Raw genomic sequence first — 25,480 nt, 5'->3', positions numbered from 1 at the left:
TTTTGCCCGGCGGCAAACGGCAGCTCGGCGGATATATTGCGCCGGCACAGTGGCCGTTTCTATTTTCAGGTAGCCTCAGAGGCTACCTGAAAAGCCCCGTTTAATACCGCTCCATATCAATATCCAAGCCCAGCGAACGGATTTCTTTTACCAACACGTTAAACGATTCGGGCATGCCGGCTTCGATTTTGTGTTCGCCTTTAACGATGTTTTCGTACATCTTCGTGCGGCCGGTTACGTCGTCCGATTTCACGGTCAGCATTTCCTGCAGCGTGTAGGCGGCGCCGTAGGCTTCCAGCGCCCACACCTCCATCTCACCGAAACGCTGGCCGCCGAACTGGGCTTTACCGCCGAGCGGCTGCTGGGTAACAAGCGAGTACGGGCCGGTTGAACGGGCGTGCATTTTTTCGTCCACCAAGTGATGCAGTTTCAGATAGTGCATCACGCCCACGGTTACCTTGCGGTCGAACGGTTCGCCGGAGCGGCCGTCATACAGGGTGATTTGGGTTTTGGTATCGTTGAAGCCCAGTTTCTGCACTTCAGGGTCGTCGCTCGGGTAGGCCAATTCGAGCATGTCGTAAATTTCCTGCTCTTTGGCACCGTCGAACACCGGCGAAGCGAAGGTGGCGCCGCCCTTGAGGTTTTCGGCCAAAGTGAGGATTTCTTCGTCGCTGAGCGATTTGAGGTCTTCCTTCTTGCCGCTGCCGTTGTAGAGTTTTTCTAGGAAGGCGCGGATTTCCTTCACTTTGCGCTGTTCAGCCAACATTTTTTCAATGCGTTGGCCGATGCCTTTAGCAGCCCAGCCCAAATGCACTTCCAGAATCTGGCCGATGTTCATACGCGAAGGTACACCCAGCGGATTGAGCACGATGTCTACGGTGCGGCCGTCGGCCATGTAGGGCATGTCTTCCACCGGCAGAATGCGCGATACCACGCCTTTGTTACCGTGGCGGCCGGCCATTTTGTCGCCTGCCTGCAGGCGGCGTTTGATGGCGATGAACACTTTGACCATTTTCTGCACACCGGGCGGCAGCTCATCGCCCTGGGTCATTTTTTTCTTCTTGATTTCGTATTGTTCGTCGGCCTCTTCTCGTTTCTGCTGCAGGCTGAGCTTAATCAATTCAAGCTGTTTGGCCAGCTCTTCATCCGACAGGCGGATGTCGAACCAATCGTGCTTGCTCGGCAGGGAAGCCAGGTATTCGGCAGTAATTTCTTTGCCTTTGCCCAGTTTCATCGGGCCGCCATTGGCTTTTTGGCCGACAATCATGCGCTCGATACGGTCGAAAGCATCGTTGTCAAAAATACGCAGTTGGTCGTTCAAATCCAAACGATAGCGTTTCAACTCGGCATCAATAATGGATTGGGCACGTTTGTCGCGCTGGATGCCTTCTCGGGTAAACACTTGTACGTCGATAACCGTACCGCTCATGCCGGTGGGCATACGCAGCGAGGTATCTTTCACGTCGGAGGCTTTTTCACCGAAGATGGCACGCAGCAGCTTTTCTTCCGGCGTGAGCTGGGTTTCGCCTTTTGGCGTTACTTTGCCCACCAATACGTCGCCTGCTTCCACTTCGGCGCCGATATATACGATGCCGCTTTCGTCCAAACGGTTTTGCATGCGTTCGGACAGGTTGGGAATATCGCGGGTGATTTCTTCTGCACCCAGCTTGGTGTCACGAGCCACCACATTGAGTTCTTCGATATGGATGGAGGTGTAGCGGTCGGCGGCAGCCACTTTCTCGGAAATCAAAATCGAGTCTTCGTAGTTGTAGCCGTTCCAAGGCATGAAGGCGATGGTCATGTTCTGGCCAAGCGCGAGTTCGCCCAGATCGGTAGAAGCACCGTCGGCAATCAAATCGCCGCGCTGCAACACATCACCGGCTTTCACCGCCGGGCGTTGGTTGATGTTGGTGGATTGGTTGGAGCGGGTGAATTTCACCAAGTTGTAGATATCCACACCTACTTCGCCCGCTACGGTTTCTTCATCGTGTACGCGAACCACGATACGGTTGGCATCCACGTATTCCACCACGCCGCCTCGACGGGCCACGATAGCGGTGGCAGAGTCCACAGCCACGGAGCGCTCGATGCCGGTGCCGACCAACGGTTTTTCGGCACGCAAACAGGGCACGGCCTGACGTTGCATGTTGGCACCCATCAAGGCGCGGTTGGCGTCATCGTGCTCCAAGAAGGGAATCAGCGAAGCGGCAACGGATACCACTTGGCCGGTGGCCACGTCCATATACTGCACGCGGTCGGCGCTGGCCATGATGGTTTCGCCTTTTTCGCGGCAGGTAATCAAATCACCTTTCAGGTAGCCTTTCTTATCCACTTCGGCGTTGGCCTGCGCAATCACATAACGGCCTTCTTCAATGGCAGACAGATAGTCGATTTCATCGGTAACCTTGCCGTCTACCACGCGGCGGTACGGCGTTTCCAAGAAGCCGTAATCGTTGGTGCGGGCATAAACCGATAATGAGTTAATCAGACCGATATTCGGACCTTCAGGCGTTTCAATCGGGCACACGCGGCCATAGTGGGTCGGGTGTACGTCGCGCACTTCGAAGCCGGCGCGTTCACGGGTTAGGCCGCCCGGGCCGAGTGCTGATACACGGCGCTTATGGGTCACTTCCGACAGCGGATTGGTTTGATCCATAAACTGTGACAATTGGCTGGAGCCGAAGAATTCTTTGATCGCAGCCGATACCGGTTTGGCATTGATCAAATCGGTCGGCATCAGGTTGTCGGCCTCTGCCTGATTCAGGCGCTCTTTTACCGCACGTTCCACACGGGCCAAGCCGGAGCGGAACTGGTTTTCGGTCAGCTCGCCCACCGAACGAACGCGGCGGTTACCCAAGTGGTCGATATCGTCCACTTCACCATGGCCGTTGCGCAATTCAACCAGTGTGGCGATGGAGGCAACAATGTCTTCAGTACTAAGAACAAATCCGCCTTTTTCAGCTGCTCCAGCCAAAGTTTCATTCAACAGACGACCGTACCACGATTGCTGCTGGTCTTCAGACAGCTTCTGCTCGTAGGTGCGGGTATTGAATTTCATGCGACCAACACGAGACAGATCGTAGCTGGCTTCATTGAAGAACAGGCGATCAAACAGCATTTCCACTGCTTCTTCGGTGGGCGGCTCGCCAGGGCGCATCATGCGGTAAATAGCAATACGTGCAGCCATTTGGTCGGCAGTTTCATCCACTTGCAATGTAGAGGAAATATAGCCTCCATGCCCCAATTCGTTGATATATAGGGTTTGGATTTCGTTCACGCCATGAATTTCCAACTGCGCCAACAATTCTTCAGTGATTTCGCTGTTGGCCGGCGCCAGAATTTCACCGGTATCGGGCACGATAACGTCTTTGGCCAGCACTTTGCAGATTAGGGTCTCAGCATCCACCCGCAGGCGCTTCAAGCCAGCTTTCTCAATATCGCGCAACCCTTTGGCAGTAACTCGTTTGCCTGCAGCCACCAGCACTTTGCCATCCTCATCGCAAATATCGGTTTTCACGGTTTCGCCTTTCAACCGTGACAGAACCAGCTCGGTCTCCACGCCATCTTTGCTTAGATAGAATGTTTCCTTATCGTAGAAGGTATCCAAGATCTGTTCAGCACTGTATCCCAATGCTTTCAGCAAAATGGTTACCGGCATTTTGCGGCGGCGGTCAATACGGAAGTAGAGCAAATCTTTTGGATCAAACTCCAAATCCAGCCATGAACCGCGATAAGGAATAATACGTGCAGAAAACAGAAGTTTGCCCGAAGAGTGGGTTTTACCTCGGTCATGTTCGAAGAATACACCCGGAGAACGGTGCAACTGAGACACAATGACGCGTTCAGTACCGTTAATAATGAATGAGCCATAGGGTGTCATCAGCGGGATTTCGCCCATATAAACTTCATTCTCACGCACTTCTTTCACCACATTGGGCTTAGAAGATTCTTTATCTAAAATCACCAAGCGGATACGGGCGCGCAAAGGAGCCGCGTAAGTGATACCACGCAGTTGGCATTCGGCAATATCAAATAATGGCTCACCCAAGATGTAATGAGTAAACTCCAACCGGGCATATCCGTTGTGGCTCACAATCGGGAAAATAGAATTGAATGCAGCCTGCAAGCCTTCATCCAAACGCTTATCAAAAGCAGTTTCCTGCTGGAGAAATTTTCGGTACGACTCCAGCTGGGTGGCCAGCAAATATGGCACTTCCAGCACGCTGTCGCGTTTGGCAAAGCTCTTTCGAATACGTTTTTTTTCAGTCGCTGAATAACTCATTGTTGAACACTCCGGATAACGAGAGGAATTGATTCCCACTTGAACGGCAACAATACCCATCACCGCTCTAAAATTTACATATATTTATCATCAAAGCTGGCTTTTATAGCAAATATATGTAAATTATTATTTCATCCTAACTCCTAAGCGAAACAAGGCTGGCAGAAACCTGCCAGCCTGTCAGCAAAAAAGTACTTATTTGATTTCCACTTTGGCGCCAGCTTCTTCCAGCTGTTTCTTGATTTCTTCAGCTTCAGCAGGAGTAACGCCTTCTTTGATGGTTTTCGGAGCACCGTCAACCATGTCTTTAGCTTCTTTCAAGCCCAAGCCAGTAATGGCACGAACCACTTTAATTACGCCTACTTTCTGATCACCGGCGGCAGCCAAAATAACATCTACCTCAGACTTGGCTTCAGCAGCACCATCCGTAGTACCAGAACCAACTGCCACAGCTACGGCAGCGGCAGAAACGCCAAACTTGGTTTCAAATTCTTTTACCAAGTCGTTCAACTCCATTACAGTCAAACCACCAATTGCTTCCAAAATGTCTTCTTTAGTAATAGCCATGCTATCAAACTCCTAATTGAATAAATAAGTAAAATATAAAAATGATTAAGCAGATGCTTCTTCAGCAGCTTTTTTCTCAGCCAAAGCAGCCATACCGCGAGCCATGCCAGACAACGGAGCCTGCATGAGGAACAGCAATTTAGACAGCAATTCTTCACGACTCGGAATTGCAGCCAGCTGACCTACCTGGGTTGCATCCATCACCGCACCGTCATAAGAGCCCGCTTTAATGATCAGCTTCTCATCTTTTTTAGAGAATTGGTGCAACACTTTTGCAGCAGCTACAGCATCTTCAGATGCTGCATATACCAACGGGCCAACCATATGCTCGGCCAACCCTGCAAAAGAGGTGCCTTCCACCGCACGACGAGCCAGCGTATTCTTCAGAACACGCAAGTACACGCCTTCTTTACGAGCATTGGCACGCAATTCGGTCATGCTAGCAACGCTGATACCGCGGTATTCGGCAAGCACCATGGTCTGAGCATTGCCGATACCGGCAACAATCTCTTCCACAACTGCTTTTTTAGTTTCAATACTAAGACTCAAGGTCTACCTCCTACTGTTTATCAAAGAATGTCTAACGACATCCACCAGCTCGGCAACCTGAAAAGACATTTTGCAAGCAATTGCTTGCTCATAATCTCAGGACCACCGTCTACGTAGGGTAAAATATTAAATCTTACGATCCCTACGGTCTTGGACTCTACTTACAATCAAGCATAAGCAGTCCACATTTCAGGTAGCCTCAACAACTTGCAGAGGCTACCTGAAAACTTCCTTTAACTAGCTACGCTACCGACATCCACACGGACACCAGGACCCATAGTGCTAGACAATGCGATTTTCTTCAGATATTGGCCTTTAGTAGCAGCAGGTTTTGCCTTTACCACCGCATCCAACAAGGTATTGAAGTTTTCACGCAAATCAGCCGCCGCAAAAGAAGCTCGACCAATTGTGGCATGCACCACACCAGCCTTATCAGTACGATACTGAACTTGACCAGCCTTAGCATTACGCACAGCCTCTGCTACATTTGGCGTAACCGTACCCACTTTCGGATTCGGCATCAAACCACGCGGCCCCAAGATGGTACCCAACTGACCAACGATACGCATTGCATCAGGAGAGGCAATAACGACATCAAAATCCAAATTCCCTGCTTTTACCTCTGCAGCCAGATCCTCAAATCCAACCACATCAGCGCCTGCTTCTTTTGCAGCCTCAACATTGGCACCTTGAGTAAATACTGCCACACGAACAGTTTTACCAGTACCTTTCGGCAGCACAACAGACCCACGGATTACCTGATCAGATTTACGCGAATCCACACCCAAATTGATAGCAACATCAACCGACTCATCAAATTTGGCCGTAGCAGTTTTCTTTACCAACTCAATCGCCTCATCAATTGAGTAATGTACATTTGGATCAATAGAAGAGCGCAAACCTTGGAAACGTTTAGATAACTTAGCCATTACACACCCTCCACATCCAAGCCCATGGAACGGGCAGAACCAGCAATAGTACGAACTGCCGCATCCAAATCAGCTGCAGTCAAATCAGGCTCCTTAGTTTTGGCAATCTCTTCCAACTGAGCACGGGTAACCTTACCCACTTTGTTAGTCAGCGGATTTGAACTGCCTTTCTGCAAACCAGCAGCCTTTTTCAGCAAAATACTGGCCGGAGGAGTCTTCATTACAAATGTAAAAGACTTATCCGCAAATGCAGTAATTACCACAGGAATAGGTAACCCAGGCTCCACATTTTGCGTAGCCGCATTAAATGCCTTACAGAACTCCATGATATTCAAACCGCGCTGACCCAATGCCGGGCCAACTGGAGGGGAAGGATTAGCCTTCCCTGCAGGAATCTGCAACTTAATATAACCTACAATTTTCTTTGCCACATTTAGCTCCTAAATAACGGGTATCACGCAGAAATTCTGCTCCCCAAAAACTAAGCCTTATATTATAAATAAAATCTTACTTATTGCCAAGCAGTCAAGCTAAATCTTCTCTACCTGACTAAAATCCAACTCAACGGGTGTTTCTCGACCAAAAATTTGCACCAAGACCCGAAGCTTATTGCGTTCATAATCGACAACATCAACCAATCCGTTAAAATCAGAAAATGGCCCTTCACTTACTCTGATCTGCTGCCCAACCACAAACTCAACTCGCGGTTTCGGTTTTTTCTCCGAACCAGTAACATCCGACACTTGAGATATTATTGCATTCACTTCCCGTTGAGAAATTGGTAACGGACGGTTAGCCGTACCCCCAATAAACCCATTAACCCTAGGTGTACTCTTAACCAAGTGCCATGACTCATCCGTCATTTCCATTTCTATTAACACATAGCCTGGAAAAAACTTACGCTCACTAACTGTCTTCCGACCATTCTTAATACCAACAACCTCTTCAACAGGCACCAGAATCTGACCAAAAAACTCCTCCATTCCCTCTCTAGCGATCCGCTCCTTCAGAGTCTTCTGAACATTCTTCTCGAACCCAGAATAAGCTTGAATGACGTACCAATTTTTAGCCATTTTCTCGCCCCTAAAAATTACTCAGCAATTTTTGTAAATAACCACACCAAAAAAGAATCCACCAACCACAAAAATAAGGTTAGCACTGCCGTGAATATCAAAACAAAGAATGTATTACGCCAAGCCTCATTTTTAGGTGGCCAAACAACCTTCTTGATTTCAACAACAGAATCCTTGATATATCGAATCAAACTGGGACCAGTATCACACCAAAAGAAAACAATTAGCCCAGAGAGCAACAAAGAAATCCCTAAAACGGCACCTCGTACATATAGTGGCTGCTGAGATAGAAATGAAAAGCCAATCGCCCCAGCAACAATCAGAGCAGCTGCTAAAAATAATTTAGCGCCATTTCCTCTTCCAGTCTTACGTTGAGCACCCTGCCCTCGATCACGCAACTCCTGACGGGCCTGCTTCAACGAAGCCACTGACATTTCTTTCACTTTCTGTTTACGATCACTCATTTGCAACCACCCTAAACTTCACAGTTCTTTATAAAACAGCATAAAACAAAAGACTAACCGGCAGGCCGGTTAGTCTTTCTTTTGGCAGGCCAGGAGGGTTTCGAACCCCCAACCCTCGGTTTTGGAGACCGATACTCTACCAATTGAGCTACTGGCCTCTAACCTTTAAGCGATCACGGAAGCCACCACACCGGCACCTACCGTACGGCCACCTTCGCGAATCGCAAAGCGCAGACCCTCTTCCATAGCAATCGGAGCAATCAGTTCTACGGTGATGGTTACGTTCTCACCAGGCATAACCATTTCTACACCAGGTTCCAGCTCTACAGCACCGGTTACGTCAGTGGTACGGAAGTAGAACTGTGGGCGGTAGTTGGCGAAGAACGGGGTGTGACGACCACCTTCTTCTTTGCTCAATACGTATACTTCGGCTTTGAACTTGGTGTGCGGAGTGATGGTGCCGGGTTTAGCCAATACTTGACCACGCTCAACTTCTTCACGTTTGGTACCGCGCAGCAGTACGCCTACGTTGTCACCGGCCTGACCTTCGTCCAGTAGTTTGCGGAACATTTCCACGCCAGTACAGGTAGTTTTCTGAGTGGGCTTCAGACCAACGATTTCGATCTCTTCGCCCACTTTGATGATGCCGCGCTCTACACGACCGGTTACTACGGTACCACGGCCGGAGATAGAGAATACGTCTTCGATCGGCAACAGGAAGGGTTTGTCTACAGCACGTTGAGGAGTGGGAATGTAGCTATCCAAAGCGGCAGCTAGTTCGAAGATTTTTTCTTTGTAACCGGCATCGCCCTCGAGGGCTTTGAGAGCGGAACCTTGTACGATCGGGCAGTCGTCACCAGGGAAGTCATAGCTGGAGAGCAGGTCGCGGATTTCCATCTCAACCAACTCAAGCAGCTCGGCATCGTCTACCATGTCGCATTTGTTCATGAATACGAGGATGTAGGGTACACCTACCTGACGAGCCAACAGGATGTGTTCGCGAGTCTGAGGCATAGGACCGTCGGCAGCGGATACCACCAGGATGGCGCCGTCCATTTGGGCAGCACCGGTAATCATGTTTTTTACGTAGTCGGCGTGACCGGGGCAGTCTACGTGAGCATAGTGACGACCTTCGGTTTCGTACTCTACGTGGGCGGTGTTAATGGTAATACCGCGGGCTTTTTCTTCCGGGGCATTGTCAATCTGGTCGTAAGCTTTAGCCTGACCGCCGAATTTCTCAGCCAAAATGGTGGTCAATGCTGCTGTCAATGTGGTCTTACCATGGTCAACGTGACCAATGGTGCCAACGTTTACGTGCGGTTTGCTACGTTCGAATTTTTCCTTAGCCATGGCAATTTCCTATTAGCTTAAATTAAGAGAACAAAGGGATAAAATAGATGGTGCCCATGGGCAGATTTGAACTGCCGACCTCTCCCTTACCAAGGGAGTGCTCTACCCCTGAGCTACATGGGCCTTAAAAATCAATTGGAGCGGGTGAAGGGAATCGAACCCTCACCGTAAGCTTGGAAGGCTTCTGCTCTACCATTGAGCTACACCCGCCCTTAATGCCCCAACATAGTAATTGGTGGTGGGAGAAGGATTCGAACCTTCGAAGCTCTCGCAACAGATTTACAGTCTGCCCCCTTTGACCGCTCGGGAATCCCACCAAGAGAGAAGAGAAATATAGCGACTTTCCTAAGCAATCGTCAAGCAAAATTTTCTCTTCTACCTCAAATTATCCGCAACTCAATATTTTTAATTGAAATTCAGCTCTATCCTTTTTTCAACAAAATAATCTTTTCATACTTCGCTCGTAGCTGTTCCTCAGTTTCCGGGTGCTCCTCATCAATCAAAATACAGTCTACCGGACAAACCTGCTGGCATTGTGGTTCATCGTAATGTCCAACGCACTGCGTACACAAATTAGGATCGATTTCGTAGATTTCCTCACCCTGTGAAATGGCATCATTTGGGCACTCTGGCTCACATACATCACAGTTGATGCACTCATCTGTAATAAAAAGAGACATGCGTTCCTCTTAATATCTTATAAGTTATCCAAAATTAAGGGGCGGGATTATAGCACAGGCTAGCCTTCAGGTAGCCTCATCCTTAGCAAATATAAAATTTTCTTCTTTGATAACAATTATTAAAATAGGGCAGCTTCATTTCTTCTTAAGTAGCACATATTTACTTACCCCTGATTGTCCTGTATTCAACTCCAGCAGATAATCAGGCCAAACAGGCAAGTCTCCTGCCTCAACATATATGTATGCACCATCATGTAAACACCGTTCCAGGCACATAAAAAGCTCAGCCCAACCCTGCCAAACAAATGGCGGATCCAAGAACACCACATCAAACTGCTCATTTGTTTTTTCTAAGAATCCAAAAGCGTCAATTGATTGAATCTCTATTTTTTCAGGTAGCCTCAATTCCTGCATTTGCTGTTGCAAACTTGCTGCAGTCCGCCAATTATTTTCTACCAATACAACCCGTTTTGCCCTCCGTGAGGCAGCCTCAAAGCCCAAGGCACCGCTACCTGCAAATAAATCCAGTACCGTTTGACCGGTTAAATCCTGCCCTAGCCAATTAAATAACCGTTCGCGCACACTATCAGCAGTTGGACGTAAGCCTTCTGCATCTACAAACCGGACTTTCCGTCCACGCAATTCTCCACCAATGATACGAACTTGATTTTTATGTCTATTATGCTTATTTTGTTTTTGCATACCTGTTCCACAAAATGGGAAAACCATTTCCCAAAAATATTTATAGCTGAAAGACTTATTCCTTCATACCAAGCGGCTAGCCACAAGCAATACCGTCAACACCGCAAAGAAATCCAACATCATAAGGAGAAACAAGTATTTTAGCTATAGATACTACCCTTCTCTAAGAGGCCAGCTTACCCTACTAACTCAATAAATCTCTTGACTACAAAAAGCCGAACGGAGACTCCGTTCGGCTTTAGTATTATCTGCAAGCAGATTACTGAACTTTAATTTCCACGTCCACACCTGCCGGCAAATCCAGCTTCATCAGGGCATCAGTAGTCTTATCAGTCCAATCTACAATATCCATCAAGCGCAGATGAGTACGAATCTCCAACTGTTCACGTGAAGTTTTATTCACGTGTGGAGAACGCAGGATATTGAAACGCTCGATTTTGGTCGGCAACGGGATTGGACCTTTTACCACAGCGCCAGTGCGCTTGGCAGTTTCAACGATTTCCTGAGCAGAACGGTCGATCAGGCTGTAATCATAAGCTTTCAGACGGATACGGATTTTTTGGTTTGCCATTTATTCGATACCCTTCTTAAGCGATCACGGAAGCCACCACACCGGCACCTACCGTACGGCCACCTTCGCGAATCGCAAAGCGCAGACCCTCTTCCATAGCAATCGGAGCAATCAGTTCTACGGTGATGGTTACGTTCTCACCAGGCATAACCATTTCTACACCAGGTTCCAGCTCTACAGCACCGGTTACGTCAGTGGTACGGAAGTAGAACTGTGGGCGGTAGTTGGCGAAGAACGGGGTGTGACGACCACCTTCTTCTTTGCTCAATACGTATACTTCGGCTTTGAACTTGGTGTGCGGAGTGATGGTGCCGGGTTTAGCCAATACTTGACCACGCTCAACTTCTTCACGTTTGGTACCGCGCAGCAGTACGCCTACGTTGTCACCGGCCTGACCTTCGTCCAGTAGTTTGCGGAACATTTCCACGCCAGTACAGGTAGTTTTCTGAGTGGGCTTCAGACCAACGATTTCGATCTCTTCGCCCACTTTGATGATGCCGCGCTCTACACGACCGGTTACTACGGTACCACGGCCGGAGATAGAGAATACGTCTTCGATCGGCAACAGGAAGGGTTTGTCTACAGCACGTTGAGGAGTGGGAATGTAGCTNTNCAAAGCGGCAGCTAGTTCGAAGATTTTTTCTTTGTAACCGGCATCGCCCTCGAGGGCTTTGAGAGCGGAACCTTGTACGATCGGGCAGTCGTCACCAGGGAAGTCATAGCTGGAGAGCAGGTCGCGGATTTCCATCTCAACCAACTCAAGCAGCTCGGCATCGTCTACCATGTCGCATTTGTTCATGAATACGAGGATGTAGGGTACACCTACCTGACGAGCCAACAGGATGTGTTCGCGAGTCTGAGGCATAGGACCGTCGGCAGCGGATACCACCAGGATGGCGCCGTCCATTTGGGCAGCACCGGTAATCATGTTTTTTACGTAGTCGGCGTGACCGGGGCAGTCTACGTGAGCATAGTGACGACCTTCGGTTTCGTACTCTACGTGGGCGGTGTTAATGGTAATACCGCGGGCTTTTTCTTCCGGGGCATTGTCAATCTGGTCGTAAGCTTTAGCCTGACCGCCGAATTTCTCAGCCAAAATGGTGGTCAATGCTGCTGTCAATGTGGTCTTACCATGGTCAACGTGACCAATGGTGCCAACGTTTACGTGCGGTTTGCTACGTTCGAATTTTTCCTTAGCCATGAGCTAATTCCTTTTCATATAAAGATCGATTAAAAGAACAAAGGCTACCTGAAAATTAGCTTCATCACCTGAAATGGTTTTCAGGTAACCTGTAAACAGCTGCCCATCTCAAAGGACAGCCTAGATTGCAAAGTTAACCTTTGCGGTCTGCTACTACTTTTTCTGCCACATGAGCCGGAGCTTCTGCGTATTTCTTGAACTCCATGGTGTAGGTGGCGCGACCCTGGGTAGCGGAACGCAGGTCGGTTGAATAACCGAACATCTCAGCCAACGGCACTTCAGCACGTACTTTCTTACCGCCGATACCGTCGTCGTCCATACCCAATACGATGCCACGGCGACGGTTCAAGTCGCCCATTACATCGCCCATGTAGTCTTCCGGGGTTTCTACTTCCACAGCCATAATCGGCTCCAGCAGTACCGGAGAGGCTTTACGCATACCGTCTTTGAATGCCATAGAAGCGGCCAATTCAAACGCGATTTGCGAAGAGTCCACATCGTGGTAAGAACCGAAAGTCAGACGAACGCGGACGTCCACCACCGGATAACCGGCTACGATACCATTTTGCAGAGTGTCGCGGATACCCTTATCGACAGACGGGATGAATTCGCGCGGAATCACACCACCTTTAATTTCATCGATAAATTCATAGCCCGCACCACCCGGCTCCATCGGCTCCATTTTGATCACAACATGACCATACTGACCTTTACCGCCAGACTGTTTAACGTGTTTGGCTTCGGACTCCACTTCCTTACGGATAGTCTCGCGGTAGGCTACTTGAGGCGCACCTACGTTGGCTTCCACACCAAATTCGCGTTTCATGCGGTCCACAATAATTTCCAAGTGCAGTTCGCCCATACCGGAAATAATGGTTTGGCCGGACTCTTCATCAGTACGCACACGGAAAGACGGGTCTTCCTTCGCCAAGCGGTTCAAGGCAATACCCATTTTTTCTTGGTCGGCTTTGGTTTTCGGCTCAACGGCAACGTGGATTACCGGCTCAGGGAATTCCATGCGTTCCAAAATAATCGGCGCATCTTCGGCAGCCAAAGTTTCACCGGTGGTTACGTCTTTCAAACCGATGGCGGCGGCAATGTCGCCGGCACGCACTTCATCAATCTCGTCACGGTCGTTCGCAGTCATTTGCACCAAACGGCCGATACGTTCGCGAGTACCCTTCACAGAGTTCACCACGCTGTCACCAGACTTCAGTACGCCTGAATATACGCGGATAAAAGTCAGCTGGCCAACGTATTTGTCATTCATCAGCTTGAATGCCAAAGCAGAGAACTTAGCATCATCACTCGCTTCACGGCTATCCGGCTCATCAGTTTCGGGGTTTACGCCCTGTACCGGCGGAATATCGGTCGGAGCAGGCAGAAACTCCACAACAGCATCCAGCATACGCTGCACACCTTTGTTTTTAAATGCAGAACCGCACAATACCGGCTGAATCTCACCAGCCAGAGTACGCTGACGCAACGCACCAACGATTTCTTCCTCAGACAGCTCTTCACCGCCCAAGTATTTGTCCATCAGCTCTTCACTGGCTTCAGCAGCGGCTTCGATCATATTCTGACGCCATTCTTCGGCAGTAGAAACCAAATCAGCCGGGATATCGCCATATTCGAAAGTTACGCCTTTATCAGCTTCATTCCAAATAATGGCTTTCATCTTCAGCAGGTCCACTACGCCTTCGAAGTTATCTTCAGCACCCACCGGAATCACCACCGGAACGGGATTGGCGCGCAGACGGGTTTTCATCTGCTCAACCACGCGGAAGAAGTTGGCACCCTGACGGTCCATTTTATTTACAAAAGCCAAACGCGGCACTTTGTATTTATTGGCCTGACGCCATACGGTTTCAGACTGGGGCTGCACACCACCCACCGCACAGTAAACCATCACACCGCCGTCAAGGACGCGCATAGAGCGTTCCACCTCAACGGTAAAGTCTACGTGTCCGGGAGTATCGATAATGTTAAAGCGGTGTTCTTTAAACTGGCCGGCCATACCTTTCCAATAGGCGGTTACGGCAGCGGAAGTAATGGTAATACCGCGTTCTTGCTCCTGCTCCATCCAGTCGGTAGTGGCTGCACCGTCGTGCACCTCGCCGATCTTGTGAGTCAGGCCGGTGTAGAACAGAATACGTTCGGTAGTTGTGGTTTTGCCCGCATCAATGTGGGCGGAAATACCGATATTACGGTACAAATTAATCGGGGTTTTACGAGCCATTTCAATCGCCTTTCAAAATTAGAAGCGGAAGTGGGAGAAGGCTTTGTTGGCTTCAGCCATGCGGTGTACTTCTTCACGTTTTTTCATGGCGCCGCCACGGCCTTCCGCCGCATCAATCAGCTCGCCGGCCAGGCGCAAATCCATGGATTTTTCACCACGTTTGCGGGCCGCATCGCGCACCCAGCGCATTGCCAAGGCCAAACGGCGGGAAGGACGAACCTCAACAGGAACCTGGTAGTTGGCACCACCAACACGGCGGCTTTTCACTTCCACGATAGGTTTGGCATTGTCGATGGCTTCGTTAAACACTTCGATTGCTTCTTTGCCCTGTACTTTCTTGGCAATTTGCTCCAGAGCACCGTACACGATACGCTCGGCAACCGATTTTTTACCGTCAACCATCAAGACATTCATAAACTTGGTCAGTTCAACGCTGCCGAACTTCGGATCCGGCAATACGTCGCGCTTGGGGACTTCTCTACGTCTTGGCATTTCAATTTCCTTTAATCTATTCAGCTGGGATAATTCCCGCGAATGCCCATTGGGGAGCATTCACTTACTCGGCCGGCTTATATCAGCAATAACGGCCGACGTGCCTGTATTAAAAAATTATTTCGGGCGTTTGGCACCGTATTTGGAACGTGCCTGTTTGCGGTCTTTCACGCCGGCAGTATCCAAAGAACCACGAACAGTGTGGTAGCGCACACCCGGCAAGTCTTTTACACGACCGCCGCGAATCAGCACCACGCTGTGCTCTTGCAAGTTGTGGCCTTCACCGCCGATATATGAAATCACTTCAAATCCGTTGGTTAGGCGCACTTTGCACACTTTACGCAAAGCGGAGTTCGGTTTTTTCGGAGTAGTGGTGTACACACGGGTGCATACGCCGCGTTTTTGCGGGCAGGCTTCCAGTGCGGGCACCTTGTTTACGTACTCGGGCTTTTTGCGGCCCTTGCGTACTAACTGGTTAATAGTTGGCATATTTTCTCGTCCTGTTGAGTTAAATATTTACCGACACCATGTCGGCAAGGGCGGAATTATAGTTCTTTTGCAAGCAGCGGGTCAATGGCAGAATCGGAATATACCTTAGCTTTTCGTGGTTTACGGGCGGGCCTGTTGTTTTCTGCACAGAAGAAAAGAAGTCTCTCCCATCAACCAGCCAAACAACGAGGCTACCTGAAACCGTCCTAGTCGGTTTTCAGGTAGCCTTCTTATATAGTGAATTAAATTTAAACCAGTACAGCGTTGCCTCACCTTGCCGTACTATTTGTACTGTCTGCGGCTCGCCGCCTTGTCCTGATTTAAATTTAATCCACTATATATAAAGCATCTGCTTTGGGCTTGGCCGAGTCTCTGCTTCTAGCAGCAAACCGGCTACAGCTTTCAGGTAGCCTTTACTTTATCGCATTGCGGATCACACCCATGATGCTGCGGGTAATGCTGCGGGTAATCTGCTTGTTCACCTGACTACCGAGCGAATCAGCCAAGTCATAGCCCAAGCCTTGGTTGGCGCGTTTACGGCTGCCGAACAGGCCGCCGAGGAAACCGTCCAGCAGGCCGCCTTTGTTGCTTTCGGCTTTTTGGGCAGATGCGGCTGCGGCATTTTGCGCTTTGGCTTCGGCTTCTGCCTGAGCGGCGGCGGCCTGTTCCTGTTCCAGCTGCTGCAAGGCTTCGTAGGCGGAGAAGTTGTCCACCGCATCTTTGTAGTGGCGGTAAAGAATGTCGTTTTGGAAACGGCTGTCGCGTTCGGCGGCAGAAAGCGGGGCAAGCTGGGATTGCGGCGGCAAGATGAAGGCGCGCTCCACGATGCCGGGCATGCCTTTTTCATCAAGGAAAGACACCAGTGCCTCGCCCACGCCCAGTTCGGTAATCGCCTGCGCCACATCCAAATTCGGGTTGCTACGGAAGGTTTCGGCGGCGGCGCGCACGGCTTTTTGATCGCGCGGGGTAAAGGCGCGCAGGGCGTGCTGCACGCGGTTGCCGAGCTGGCCGAGCACAGAGTCGGGCAAATCGAGCGGGTTTTGGGTAACAAAATAGACGCCCACGCCTTTGGAACGGATCAGGCGCACCACTTGCTCGACTTGCTTGAGCAGGGTGTCGGCTGCGTTGTCGAACAGCAAATGAGCCTCGTCGAAGAACATGACGAATTTGGGTTTGTCCAAATCGCCTGCTTCAGGCAGGGTTTCGAACAGTTCGGCCAAGAACCACAGTAAGAACGCGCTATAGAGGCGCGGCGAGCGCATCAGTTTTTCGGCATTCAGGATATTGATTACGCCCTGCCCACCTTCGGTTTGCAGCCAGTCTTGCAGATTAAGCTCCGGCTCGCCGAAAAACACATCGCCGCCCTCGCTTTCCAGCTGCAACAGCTGGCGCTGGATGGCGCCGACGCTGGCGGCGGAAACGTTGCCGTATTGGGTGCGGTATTCTTTGGCATGCTCAGCCACGTATTGCAGCATGCCGCGCAGGTCTTTCAAGTCGATCAGATGCCAGCCTTTATCGTCGGCGGCTTTGAATACCAGGTTGAGCAGACCTTCCTGCGTGTCGTTCAGCCCCATCAGGCGGGAGAGCAGCAGGGGGCCCATTTCGGAAATGGTTACGCGCACGGGAATGCCGGTTTCGCCGTATACATCCCAAAAGCGCACCGGGCAGCCTTTCAGGTAGCCTTCCGCGTCCAGACCGAATTGGGCCATGCGCTCGCCCACCTTGCCCTGCCCGTCGCCCGGGTTGGCGATGCCGGAGAGGTCGCCCTTCACGTCGCTCATAAACACGGGGATGCCTTGCGCGCTGAAGCCTTCGGCCATTTTGCGCAGGGTAACGGTTTTGCCCGTGCCGGTAGCACCGGCAATCAGGCCGTGTCGGTTGGCCATCTGGCCGAGCAAGAATAAATCGCGGCCTTCGGCCACGGTTTTGGCAATGTGGAATTCAGCCATTGCGCCTCTCCAACTGAAAATTGATAACGGGCGATATTGTAACGGAATTGCGGCGTTTGACGGCAAATTTGTTTGGCTGCGGAGAGAGCATGTTTTCAGGTAGCCTGTTGCGCCAACATAAGGCTACCTGAAAGCACTCACTGCCACGAAGTATAAAGAAGTGAAAACTGCTCCTCCAAATTTTCAGGTAGCCTGATTGCCGATTTTAAAGAGGCTACCTGAAATATTAAGAGAGGGACAAGGCGGCGAGCCGCAGGTAGCACACTCGATGCGGCAAGGCAAGCCAACGCTGTCGCCTTCTTAATTTTGATTCACTATGGCAACCAGGCCTCCCCACCGTTTTCAGGTAGCCTCTTCCCGGCAAACAGCGCATAATACGTCCGTTTGCCAACCCGCCCGGAGCCACCCATGCCCAACCCACTCTACGGCCAGCACCTCATCTCCATTCCCGATCTGAGCAACGAACAGCTCGAATGCCTGCTGGATACCGCCCTGCGCCTCAAGCGCGAACCGCGCCGCAACCTGCTTGAAGGCCGGCTCATCGGCTCCTGCTTCTTCGAGCCCTCCACCCGCACCCGCCTCTCCTTCGAAACCGCCGTACAGCGGCTCGGCGGTAAAGTTATCGGCTTTTCCGACGGCGCCAACACCAGCGCCAAAAAAGGCGAAACCCTGGCCGATACCGCCCGCATCATCTCCAGCTACACCGACGCCATCATCATCCGCCACCCCAAAGACGGCGCCGCCCGCGTGCTGGCCGAATTCTCCGCCGTGCCCGTCATCAACGCTGGCGACGGCACCAACCAACACCCCAGCCAAACCCTGCTCGACCTCGTTACCATCCAAGAAACCCAAGGTCGGCTGGACAAGCTCGTTATCGCCATGGCCGGCGATCTCAAATACGGCCGCACCGTCCACTCCCTCGCTCAAGCCATGAAACGGCACCAAGCCGAATTCATCTTCGTCTCCCCGCCCAGCCTCGCCATGCCCGACTATATCACCGAAGAGATCGACGCAGCCGGCTGCCGCTACCAAATCCTGCCCAGCCTCGAAGAAGCCGCCCGCCACGCCGACATCCTCTACATGACCCGCGTGCAGCGCGAACGCTTCGACGAGCAAGAATTCGCCAAAATCCAAGGCAAATTCAACCTCGAAGCCGCCACCCTCGCCCAGGCCAAACCCAACCTGCGCGTACTGCACCCCCTGCCCCGCGTCGACGAAATCCATCCCAACGTGGATGGCACGGTTTATGCTTACTATTTCGAACAAGCCAAAAACGGTGTATTCGCACGCATGGCCATGCTGTCATTGGTGTTAAATAAAACCATATAATGTCAATATTTGTAACAGGCTACCTGAAAACGGCAGTTTTAATGCAGCCCACATAATTGCTTCCGCCTGCCGCGCATACACACTATCTGCCCATTTGGGGAAGTGTCCACTTCCCCATTTCATCAGATTTTTCTAACAAAGGGATTGATTGATCATGTATGCAAAAAAAGTTTTAGCCCTAGCATGTATAGCCGTGCTGGTGAGCGGTTGTAAAGAAGACGAAAAAAACCGGCACAATAATCATTCGGCAGGTTTTACCAGCGGCGGCTACTCTCGTGATGCGAACATATCCGTTCCCAACGGACCGCAGTCTGAAGCGCAGCCGCAACCTCAACCACAGCCTCAACCGCAGCCGCAGCCGCAGCCGCAGCCCCAACCGCAGCCGCAGCCCCAACCGCAGCCGCAGCCCCAACCGCAGCCTCAACCACAGCCGCAGCCCCAACCGCAGCCCCAACCGCAGCCGCCAATTACCGGTTGTCCGTCGGCTACTGATGCATCGGGCAGGTGGACCAGCGTCAAATGCTATGAGTTTACCAATGGCGAAACATCCGATATGGCGGCCAAACTCATCCCTAATCATTTAGGCAGCCACCTTTCCTACCTCCCAGGCAACATCGCGCCGGTGGAAAACAAATACATCCAAATCACCACCCGCCGGCATTGCGTTGCCCGCCAAGGAGATCCGCTTACCGATCAAAACTTCACCACAGGCCCCTGCCCGGCCAACACGGTTGCCCAATATTCAAGCGGCCGCTTGGAATCCGGCCAGATTGTAGACGGCGGGAAACCTTTCCGTGCCGAGATCCGAGCCAAAATCAACTGGAACGGCTCAAGGGGTATGCGCACGGCGCTATGGATGCGCAACAGCGAAAACTTGCAAAATTGCCTCCAAAATCCTGCCGCCAACGACCCTTACGGCGAACTCGATATCTTGGAATGGTATTCCTCCGCAAGGGCATATGCTTGGTCTTCCACGCATGCCAGCTGCTTTTACAGTCACAAAAGACACTTTTGGCGCACCCGCCTCTTCGTACACCGTTTGGAACAGCACATCAACCGTCAATCCACCCCGCTAGATGGCGATTGGCATGTATGGGCAATCGAGTTTGACGGCCATAAAGTGCGCTACTATATGGATGGCAAGCTCATCCCCGTTTCCCACTACACAGTGGACGACAACACCACGGTGGACGTTATCGACCGCAGCCAGACCGACGCATCAGGCGGCTATCCTTCCACCATGCCGGATGAAGACTTTGCCAAACTCAAAGTCAACCGCCAAATGCTGGATCAGGTATTCAGAGTTAAAGGCCCTTGGTATTTCATTCTGAATGACTACGTGGAATGGGAAGACAATCTAGAACCGCCCCGCCCCACCGACCCGTTCCCGGTCCAAACCACCTTGATCGACTACGTGCGGCTGTATCAGAAAAACTAACCCGGCTCTTGCAGGCTACCTGAAATTTCAGGTAGCCTTTATTCCATCCAACCTAATTCGGAAACCCAAATGGACAACAAAAGCCTCAGCGTCAAAGCCATCGAAAACGGCACCGTTATCGACCACATCCCCGCCGGCCTCGCCCTCACTATCCTGCGCCAATTCAAACTACTGCACGAGGGCTGCGCCGTAACCGTCGGCTTCAACCTGCCCAGCAAACGGCACGGTCGAAAAGACATCATCAAAATCAACGGCATCCGGCTCAACGAAGCCGCCGCCAACCGCCTCGCCCTGTTCGCCCCCGAAGCCACGGTAAACCTCATCGCCAACTTCAAAGTCGAGCAAAAAATGCCGCTCCGGCTGCCCGAAACCATCGGCGAAGTGTTCCGCTGCCCCAACCCCAACTGCGCCAGCCACGGCGAGCCCGTTGCTAGCCGCTTCTACGTGCGCCGCCTAGGCAGCCAAACCCGACTCAAATGCCACTACTGCGAAAAAACCTACGACCGTAGCCTCGTAACCGAAGCCTGAAACAGCAAGCACAACAAAAGCCTCCTCTGTTTTTCAGGTAGCCTCGATGGCAACTGCCATTCATCCTAAGATATAATTCGAACTGATTTACATACTTAACCCCAATGGAGACCTACCATGAGCTCTGACGAACGCTATCGCCCCCCGCAAAGTGAAAACTTTGGTTCAGAAGCCCCTGCCTTGTGGAATCCGAATGCAGCTGCTTGCTGGTCGCTGCTGTTTTCCCCTATTTTCGGTGCTGCGCTGCATATGTTCAACGCCCGCGCCATGGGCGATACCGAGCTGGAAAAGCTGAATAAGGGCTTTATATGGGGCACGCTGGCCGTACTGGTGGTCGCTATCCTCCTCGTGATTTTCTCCGGAGTAAAAGTCAACTTTGTCGGCCCTGCCGTACTCATCGCCTGGTATAGCGTGGCAGGGCGCAAGCAAGTAGCCTTAGTGAAAGAACGATATGGATCAGACTATCCACGCCGCTCATGGGGCAAGCCCATATTGTTCGGTGTCCTCGGCATCGTCGCGTTGTATGTTTGTATCTTTATCTTGCTTTTTATTGCCTCTTAACGAGACCTAAATCAAGCCGTCTCCTCCTTTCAGGTAGCCTTACAGGCTACCTGAAATTTTGCACTTAACCACCGGAAAATCTTTTATGCCCCCATCCCTCACCTGGCACACCTTCCCCACCCCAGCCGCCCAAGCTGCCGCACTGGCCGAAGCCATAGCCAACAGCCTGCGCGACTGCCTGCACACGCAAGGCCGTGCCGTGCTGGCCGTATCCGGCGGCCGCTCGCCCGTGGCGTTTTTTGAAGCTCTGGCGCAGCAAAAACTGGATTGGCCACGCATCACCATCACCCTGGTGGACGAGCGGCTCGTGCCGCCACAGCACGCCGACAGCAACGCCGCGCTGGTGCGCCGCCACCTGCTGCAACACGCCGCCGCTGCCGCCCGCTTCCTGCCACTGGTGGGTGAACAAACCGATGTATCCGACCCTGCCGCCGCCCTGGCCGAAGCCGAGGCTGCCTTTCCTACGCCCGACATCGCCGTGCTCGGCATGGGCGCGGACGGTCATACCGCCTCGCTGTTCCCGCAAGCCCCGCAGCTGGCCGCGGCCGTGTCGCCCGCATGCCTCAGTCAACTGGTGCACACCAGCCCGGTTACTGCTGCACACGAACGCATCGGCATGAGCCTGAACGCACTCGCCGCCGTGCCGCAGCTGTTTTTATCGATTCAGGGCGCAGACAAGCGCGCCGTGCTGGAACAGGCCGCCGCTACACCCTCAAGCGAACACCCCATCAGCCTGCTGCTGCATCGGGCAAATGTACGTTGCCAAGTGTATTACGCCGATTGAAACAGCAAACCCGGCAACAAGCCTTCCTGCACGGCTGCTACATACTAAAAGGCTACCTGAACGTTTTTCAGGTAGCCTTTTGATTGGCCATATCATGGCGCCAAGCCACGCCAAAGCAAGCGGCAGATATCAACCCTACCCTTTGCCATACCAAGCATCACCCAGATACAGCGCCAAAAGAGTTAAAACCCCATAACTATCAAACATTACAGCCCCCTGCCGTTTTTCAGGTAGCCTCTGCCTATTGTAAAAAATAATCCATAGTCTTTGACAATTTTTAACTGCTATCCTAATATTTGCCCGAGGCCTGTTGGCGGACAACAGGCCTGCATTTAATTATTTCTCTATTTTCAATAGGAATAAAGTCATGATAGAAGTGAACAGCTACTACACCCTGATTGCAGCCACCATAGTACTGCTATTGGGTAAACTGATGGTTAACAAAATCAAGTTTTTGCGGGATTTCAACATTCCCGAGCCGGTGGCGGGCGGCCTGGTGGCGGCTATCTGCCTGTTTAGCCTGCATGCGGCCACGGGCATCGGCTTCCAGTTTCAAAAACCGCTGCAAGACGCATTTATGTTGATTTTCTTTACCTCCATCGGCCTGAGCGCGGATTTCTCCCGCCTGAAAGCCGGCGGTATTCCGCTGGTGGTGTTCACCGCCATCGTGGGCGCATTTATCTTTGTGCAAAACATTATCGGCGTGGGTTTGGCCAGTGTGTTCGGCCTGCACCCGATGACTGGCCTGATCACCGGCTCTATCACCCTCACCGGCGGCCACGGCACGGCAGCCGGCTGGGCGCCCGACTTAATCAAATACGGTGTGCCTGCCGCTGCCGAATTGGGCATGGCTTCAGCCACCTTCGGCCTAGTGGCCGGCGGCATCATCGGCGGCCCAGTGGCACGCCGCCTCATCAATAAAATGGGGCGTAAGCCTTTGGATTCTACTGTTTCGGCAGATGACCAGGCTCACGACAGCACCGACAATATGTTCGAGCGTGCTGAGCAAACCCGCCTGATTACCGCCACTTCGGCCATCGAAACCCTGGCCATGTTTGCCGCCTGCCTCTCATTTGCCGAAGTGATGGACGGTATCGACAAACAATACCTGTTCGACCTGCCCAAATTCGTATGGGCGCTGTTTGGCGGCGTGGTATTGCGCAACGTATTGGTGAGCGCGTTTAAATTCAATATGTTCGACCGCGCCATCGACGTGTTCGGCAATGCCTCACTCTCGCTCTTCCTGGCCATGGCCCTGTTGAACCTGCAACTGTGGCAGTTGACTGACTTGGCAGGGAAAGTAACCATCATCCTGCTGATTCAAACCGTGGTGATGATTCTGTATGCCACCTACGTTACCTACGTATTCATGGGCCGCGACTACGATGCCACCGTGCTGGCCGCCGGCCACTGCGGCTTCGGCCTCGGCGCCACCCCCACCGCCGTGGCCAATATGCAGTCCATCACCGAGCGCTTCGGTTCTTCGCACAAGGCCTTCCTGATTGTGCCGCTGGTGGGCGCGTTCTTCGTGGACATCATCAACGCGCTGATTCTGGCCGGCTTCGTGAACTTCCTGAAATAGCCTGCCCCGGCATGAGCAAACGGCATCCGATTGGGGATGCCGTTTTTGTTCGCCGATTATCAGAGAACGCCAAAAAGGCTACCTGAAAATGTATAGTGAATTAACAAAACCAGTACAGCGTTGGCTCGCCTTGCCGTAACATGTGTACTGTCTGCGGCTCGCCGCTTGTCGTGATTTTTGTTAATTCACTATAGAGCCCAAACCAATTTTCAGGTAGCCTTACAGCCAACCCATTTCCCTAACCTCAAGGACACCCGCCATGACCACACTCCCCACCATTCCCGCCAGCCAAACCGTATTCGCCATGTCGCCCGACAACGCCCCCGTGCTGCGCGTCGCATCCGGCAGCCGCGTGCGTTTTGAAACCTGCGACTGCTTCACCGACCAAATCCAAACCCCCGACGACACCTTCGACAATCTCGACTGGAACCGCATCAATCCCGCCACCGGCCCCCTGTTTGTGGAAGACGCCGAGCCGGGCGACACCCTGCGCGTGCACATCCGCCGCATCGAACTGGGCAAACAGGCCGTGCTCGCCACCCTGCCCGGCGCAGGCGTGGCCGGTAAGCGGCTGGAACGCGGTCGCATCGACATCGTGCCGGTGGAAGACAACCACGTTGTCTTGTTCGGCAAAGTGCGCCTGCCGCTCAACCCGATGATCGGCGTCATCGGCACTGCCCCCGCCGAAGGCACCATCAGCTGCGGCACGCCCGATGCACACGGCGGCAATATGGACACCAAAATCATCGCCGAAGGCACCACGCTGCTCCTGCCGGTAAACGTGCCCGGCGCGCTGCTGGCCATGGGCGATTTGCACGCCGGTATGGGCGACGGCGAGGTAGGCATTTCCGGCCTGGAAATCAAAGGCGCGGTGGAAGTGGACGTGAGCGTCATCAAAGGCCGCCCCTATCCCCTGCCGCTGGCCGTGACCGCCGACTGCTGCTACACCATCGCTTCCAGCCCCGATTTGGATCAAGCCGCCGAAACCGCCACCCTGATGGCCACCGACCTGCTCACCGCCCACGGCGGGCTCGATGCCAACCAGGCCATCGCCCTACAAAGCATCGCCGGCGATTTGCAGGTGTGCCAAGTGGTCGATCCCAACAAAACCTGCCGCTTCGCCCTGCCGCGCAAGGTAACGGAACAATTAGGGGTTGAGTTGCCATAACGCGTTTGGCCTAGAATGGAAGCGGCAAAAGGCTACCTGAAAACGGGAGAACCGTTTTAGCCGGTTACCGTAAAACCAAAACAGGCTACCTGAAAAGCGGCACGGCAAGATTGCTGCGTCGTTTTTCAGGTAGCCTTTTATGCGAGTGCGCAACTATAGTGGATTAAATTTAATTCACTATAAAACTAATGATAATGTGTAGGAAATCGTCGCGTTGTTTACACCACAGGTTGAGAGTGAAGCCTGCAAGACCTCAAACGGCATATCGCCGTCCAAACTGCGGTGCAGCTTCACCGTATTATAGAAATTAACAAAGCGGCACAGCTCCTTTTGCCGATGCTCCGGACCGTCAAACGACTGTTTCCCATGCCACCTCTCCATCAGGGTGCGGATAACCCGTTCCGCCTTACCGTTGGTCTGCGGACAGGCAACCCGGGTAAACTTTTGACCAATCCCGTTCTCATAACAGGCTACTCCGAAAGCATGGTTGGCCGAGCCTTTGTATTCCGTACCGTTGTCGGAGTAAACGTGCTCAATCAGGTAGGGGCAGGGA

General features: G+C 52.1%; 25 protein-coding genes, 4 tRNA genes and 1 pseudogene. 8 read left to right on the top strand and 22 right to left on the bottom strand.

Features of this window, described 5'->3' with window-relative positions; genetic code table 11:
• Positions 1-100: 100 nt before the first annotated feature.
• The 21 genes and pseudogenes from rpoB to A7Q00_RS09440 all read right to left on the bottom strand — a co-directional run bounded on the left by rpoB (position 101) and on the right by A7Q00_RS09440 (position 17,537).
• On the bottom strand, positions 101-4,282 hold the full coding sequence (gene rpoB, locus A7Q00_RS09535) for a DNA-directed RNA polymerase subunit beta (protein WP_064090318.1): 4,182 nt from the start codon (positions 4,280-4,282) through the stop codon (positions 101-103).
• A gap of 195 nt (positions 4,283-4,477) precedes the next feature.
• On the bottom strand, positions 4,478-4,849 hold the full coding sequence (gene rplL, locus A7Q00_RS09530) for a 50S ribosomal protein L7/L12 (RefSeq protein WP_064090317.1): 372 nt from the start codon (positions 4,847-4,849) through the stop codon (positions 4,478-4,480).
• Between the two features lie 45 nt (positions 4,850-4,894).
• The gene (rplJ, locus tag A7Q00_RS09525; protein ID WP_064090316.1) at positions 4,895-5,398 is read right to left on the bottom strand and encodes a 50S ribosomal protein L10; all 504 of its coding nucleotides are present in this window, start codon (positions 5,396-5,398) and stop codon (positions 4,895-4,897) included.
• Positions 5,399-5,631: 233 nt separating this feature from the next.
• Positions 5,632-6,327 carry a 50S ribosomal protein L1 gene (rplA, locus tag A7Q00_RS09520; RefSeq protein WP_064090315.1) on the bottom strand — a complete coding sequence of 232 codons (696 nt, stop codon included), beginning with the start codon at positions 6,325-6,327 and terminating at the stop codon, positions 5,632-5,634.
• Positions 6,327-6,758 carry a 50S ribosomal protein L11 gene (rplK, locus tag A7Q00_RS09515; RefSeq protein ID WP_064090314.1) on the bottom strand — a complete coding sequence of 144 codons (432 nt, stop codon included), beginning with the start codon at positions 6,756-6,758 and terminating at the stop codon, positions 6,327-6,329. Before rplK ends, rplA begins: the two co-directional genes overlap by 1 nt.
• 99 nt (positions 6,759-6,857) lie before the next feature.
• Entirely contained in the window at positions 6,858-7,400 is a 543-nt protein-coding gene (gene nusG / locus A7Q00_RS09510) for a transcription termination/antitermination protein NusG (protein WP_064090313.1), read from the bottom strand.
• Between the two features lie 17 nt (positions 7,401-7,417).
• Positions 7,418-7,864 carry a preprotein translocase subunit SecE gene (gene secE / locus A7Q00_RS09505; RefSeq protein WP_064090312.1) on the bottom strand — a complete coding sequence of 149 codons (447 nt, stop codon included), beginning with the start codon at positions 7,862-7,864 and terminating at the stop codon, positions 7,418-7,420.
• Positions 7,865-7,946: 82 nt separating this feature from the next.
• Positions 7,947-8,022 (bottom strand) — tRNA-Trp (locus A7Q00_RS09500).
• Between the two features lie 7 nt (positions 8,023-8,029).
• On the bottom strand, positions 8,030-9,214 hold the full coding sequence (gene tuf, locus A7Q00_RS09495; protein WP_003825050.1) for an elongation factor Tu: 1,185 nt from the start codon (positions 9,212-9,214) through the stop codon (positions 8,030-8,032).
• 48 nt (positions 9,215-9,262) lie between these two features.
• Positions 9,263-9,337: transfer RNA gene (locus tag A7Q00_RS09490), tRNA-Thr, on the bottom strand.
• Positions 9,338-9,350: 13 nt separating this feature from the next.
• Positions 9,351-9,424, bottom strand: a tRNA-Gly gene (locus tag A7Q00_RS09485).
• Between the two features lie 23 nt (positions 9,425-9,447).
• Positions 9,448-9,531 (bottom strand) — tRNA-Tyr (locus A7Q00_RS09480).
• A gap of 105 nt (positions 9,532-9,636) precedes the next feature.
• Positions 9,637-9,894, bottom strand: a complete 258-nt coding sequence (locus A7Q00_RS09475; protein ID WP_064090311.1) for a YfhL family 4Fe-4S dicluster ferredoxin — start codon at positions 9,892-9,894, stop codon at positions 9,637-9,639.
• Positions 9,895-10,029: 135 nt separating this feature from the next.
• The gene (gene rsmD / locus A7Q00_RS09470; protein ID WP_064090343.1) at positions 10,030-10,596 is read right to left on the bottom strand and encodes a 16S rRNA (guanine(966)-N(2))-methyltransferase RsmD; all 567 of its coding nucleotides are present in this window, start codon (positions 10,594-10,596) and stop codon (positions 10,030-10,032) included.
• Positions 10,597-10,855: 259 nt separating this feature from the next.
• On the bottom strand, positions 10,856-11,167 hold the full coding sequence (gene rpsJ, locus A7Q00_RS09465) for a 30S ribosomal protein S10 (protein WP_002642322.1): 312 nt from the start codon (positions 11,165-11,167) through the stop codon (positions 10,856-10,858).
• Between the two features lie 16 nt (positions 11,168-11,183).
• Entirely contained in the window at positions 11,184-12,368 is a 1,185-nt protein-coding gene (gene tuf / locus A7Q00_RS09460) for an elongation factor Tu (protein ID WP_064090310.1), read from the bottom strand.
• A 133-nt stretch (positions 12,369-12,501) separates the two neighbouring features.
• Positions 12,502-14,607 (bottom strand): elongation factor G, encoded by a 2,106-nt coding sequence (gene fusA, locus A7Q00_RS09455; RefSeq protein ID WP_064090309.1) that lies wholly within the window; start codon positions 14,605-14,607, stop codon positions 12,502-12,504.
• A gap of 18 nt (positions 14,608-14,625) precedes the next feature.
• A complete protein-coding gene (gene rpsG, locus A7Q00_RS09450) occupies positions 14,626-15,099 on the bottom strand; it encodes a 30S ribosomal protein S7 (protein ID WP_023887596.1) in 474 nt (157 codons plus the stop codon).
• A gap of 117 nt (positions 15,100-15,216) precedes the next feature.
• The gene (gene rpsL, locus A7Q00_RS09445; RefSeq protein WP_003824684.1) at positions 15,217-15,588 is read right to left on the bottom strand and encodes a 30S ribosomal protein S12; all 372 of its coding nucleotides are present in this window, start codon (positions 15,586-15,588) and stop codon (positions 15,217-15,219) included.
• A gap of 232 nt (positions 15,589-15,820) precedes the next feature.
• Positions 15,821-15,927 (bottom strand): annotated as a pseudogene (locus A7Q00_RS14325) (IS5/IS1182 family transposase); the annotation flags it as partial.
• A 74-nt stretch (positions 15,928-16,001) separates the two neighbouring features.
• On the bottom strand, positions 16,002-17,537 hold the full coding sequence (locus A7Q00_RS09440) for a helicase HerA-like domain-containing protein (RefSeq protein ID WP_064090308.1): 1,536 nt from the start codon (positions 17,535-17,537) through the stop codon (positions 16,002-16,004).
• Between the two features lie 408 nt (positions 17,538-17,945).
• Between A7Q00_RS09440 and pyrB the strand changes: the two genes are divergently transcribed.
• The 8 genes from pyrB to A7Q00_RS09405 all read left to right on the top strand — a co-directional run bounded on the left by pyrB (position 17,946) and on the right by A7Q00_RS09405 (position 24,927).
• The gene (pyrB, locus tag A7Q00_RS09435; protein ID WP_064090307.1) at positions 17,946-18,866 is read left to right on the top strand and encodes an aspartate carbamoyltransferase; all 921 of its coding nucleotides are present in this window, start codon (positions 17,946-17,948) and stop codon (positions 18,864-18,866) included.
• Positions 18,867-19,144: 278 nt separating this feature from the next.
• Positions 19,145-19,450 (top strand): hypothetical protein, encoded by a 306-nt coding sequence (locus A7Q00_RS13900; protein WP_179946227.1) that lies wholly within the window; start codon positions 19,145-19,147, stop codon positions 19,448-19,450.
• Positions 19,420-20,304 (top strand): glycoside hydrolase family 16 protein, encoded by an 885-nt coding sequence (locus tag A7Q00_RS09430; RefSeq protein ID WP_082887815.1) that lies wholly within the window; start codon positions 19,420-19,422, stop codon positions 20,302-20,304. The genes A7Q00_RS13900 and A7Q00_RS09430 overlap by 31 nt, the downstream gene beginning before the upstream one ends.
• Before the next feature lie 69 nt (positions 20,305-20,373).
• Positions 20,374-20,832 carry an aspartate carbamoyltransferase regulatory subunit gene (gene pyrI / locus A7Q00_RS09425; protein ID WP_064090305.1) on the top strand — a complete coding sequence of 153 codons (459 nt, stop codon included), beginning with the start codon at positions 20,374-20,376 and terminating at the stop codon, positions 20,830-20,832.
• Between the two features lie 117 nt (positions 20,833-20,949).
• Positions 20,950-21,393 (top strand): hypothetical protein, encoded by a 444-nt coding sequence (locus A7Q00_RS09420; RefSeq protein ID WP_064090304.1) that lies wholly within the window; start codon positions 20,950-20,952, stop codon positions 21,391-21,393.
• Between the two features lie 85 nt (positions 21,394-21,478).
• The gene (gene pgl / locus A7Q00_RS09415; protein ID WP_064090303.1) at positions 21,479-22,177 is read left to right on the top strand and encodes a 6-phosphogluconolactonase; all 699 of its coding nucleotides are present in this window, start codon (positions 21,479-21,481) and stop codon (positions 22,175-22,177) included.
• A gap of 367 nt (positions 22,178-22,544) precedes the next feature.
• Entirely contained in the window at positions 22,545-23,759 is a 1,215-nt protein-coding gene (gene gltS, locus A7Q00_RS09410) for a sodium/glutamate symporter (RefSeq protein WP_064090302.1), read from the top strand.
• A 259-nt stretch (positions 23,760-24,018) separates the two neighbouring features.
• On the top strand, positions 24,019-24,927 hold the full coding sequence (locus A7Q00_RS09405; protein ID WP_064090301.1) for an acetamidase/formamidase family protein: 909 nt from the start codon (positions 24,019-24,021) through the stop codon (positions 24,925-24,927).
• A 177-nt stretch (positions 24,928-25,104) separates the two neighbouring features.
• Here A7Q00_RS09405 and A7Q00_RS09400 read toward each other — a convergent pair.
• A partial coding sequence (locus tag A7Q00_RS09400; RefSeq protein ID WP_156503792.1) for an integrase core domain-containing protein occupies positions 25,105-25,480 on the bottom strand: 376 nt, incomplete at its 5' end.

Source organism: Eikenella halliae (assembly GCF_001648475.1).
GTDB classification, from domain to species: Bacteria; Pseudomonadota; Gammaproteobacteria; order Burkholderiales; family Neisseriaceae; genus Eikenella; species Eikenella halliae.
The sequence above is the reverse complement of the archived record's forward strand: the minus strand, read 5'-3'. Positions and strand labels throughout refer to the sequence as shown.

Coding starts and splice junctions, on each gene's coding strand:
- rpoB (WP_064090318.1), bottom strand. CDS start 4,282: ATGAGTTATTCAGCGACTGAAAAAAAACGTATTCGAAAGAGCTTTGCC.
- rplL (WP_064090317.1), bottom strand. CDS start 4,849: ATGGCTATTACTAAAGAAGACATTTTGGAAGCAATTGGTGGTTTGACT.
- rplA (WP_064090315.1), bottom strand. CDS start 6,327: ATGGCTAAGTTATCTAAACGTTTCCAAGGTTTGCGCTCTTCTATTGAT.
- nusG (WP_064090313.1), bottom strand. CDS start 7,400: ATGGCTAAAAATTGGTACGTCATTCAAGCTTATTCTGGGTTCGAGAAG.
- secE (WP_064090312.1), bottom strand. CDS start 7,864: ATGAGTGATCGTAAACAGAAAGTGAAAGAAATGTCAGTGGCTTCGTTG.
- tuf (WP_003825050.1), bottom strand. CDS start 9,214: ATGGCTAAGGAAAAATTCGAACGTAGCAAACCGCACGTAAACGTTGGC.
- A7Q00_RS09475 (WP_064090311.1), bottom strand. CDS start 9,894: ATGTCTCTTTTTATTACAGATGAGTGCATCAACTGTGATGTATGTGAG.
- rsmD (WP_064090343.1), bottom strand. CDS start 10,596: ATGCAAAAACAAAATAAGCATAATAGACATAAAAATCAAGTTCGTATC.
- rpsJ (WP_002642322.1), bottom strand. CDS start 11,167: ATGGCAAACCAAAAAATCCGTATCCGTCTGAAAGCTTATGATTACAGC.
- fusA (WP_064090309.1), bottom strand. CDS start 14,607: ATGGCTCGTAAAACCCCGATTAATTTGTACCGTAATATCGGTATTTCC.
- rpsG (WP_023887596.1), bottom strand. CDS start 15,099: ATGCCAAGACGTAGAGAAGTCCCCAAGCGCGACGTATTGCCGGATCCG.
- rpsL (WP_003824684.1), bottom strand. CDS start 15,588: ATGCCAACTATTAACCAGTTAGTACGCAAGGGCCGCAAAAAGCCCGAG.
- A7Q00_RS09440 (WP_064090308.1), bottom strand. CDS start 17,537: ATGGCTGAATTCCACATTGCCAAAACCGTGGCCGAAGGCCGCGATTTA.
- pyrB (WP_064090307.1), top strand. CDS start 17,946: ATGCCCAACCCACTCTACGGCCAGCACCTCATCTCCATTCCCGATCTG.
- A7Q00_RS13900 (WP_179946227.1), top strand. CDS start 19,145: ATGCGAACATATCCGTTCCCAACGGACCGCAGTCTGAAGCGCAGCCGC.
- A7Q00_RS09430 (WP_082887815.1), top strand. CDS start 19,420: ATGGCGGCCAAACTCATCCCTAATCATTTAGGCAGCCACCTTTCCTAC.
- pyrI (WP_064090305.1), top strand. CDS start 20,374: ATGGACAACAAAAGCCTCAGCGTCAAAGCCATCGAAAACGGCACCGTT.
- A7Q00_RS09420 (WP_064090304.1), top strand. CDS start 20,950: ATGAGCTCTGACGAACGCTATCGCCCCCCGCAAAGTGAAAACTTTGGT.
- pgl (WP_064090303.1), top strand. CDS start 21,479: ATGCCCCCATCCCTCACCTGGCACACCTTCCCCACCCCAGCCGCCCAA.
- gltS (WP_064090302.1), top strand. CDS start 22,545: ATGATAGAAGTGAACAGCTACTACACCCTGATTGCAGCCACCATAGTA.
- A7Q00_RS09405 (WP_064090301.1), top strand. CDS start 24,019: ATGACCACACTCCCCACCATTCCCGCCAGCCAAACCGTATTCGCCATG.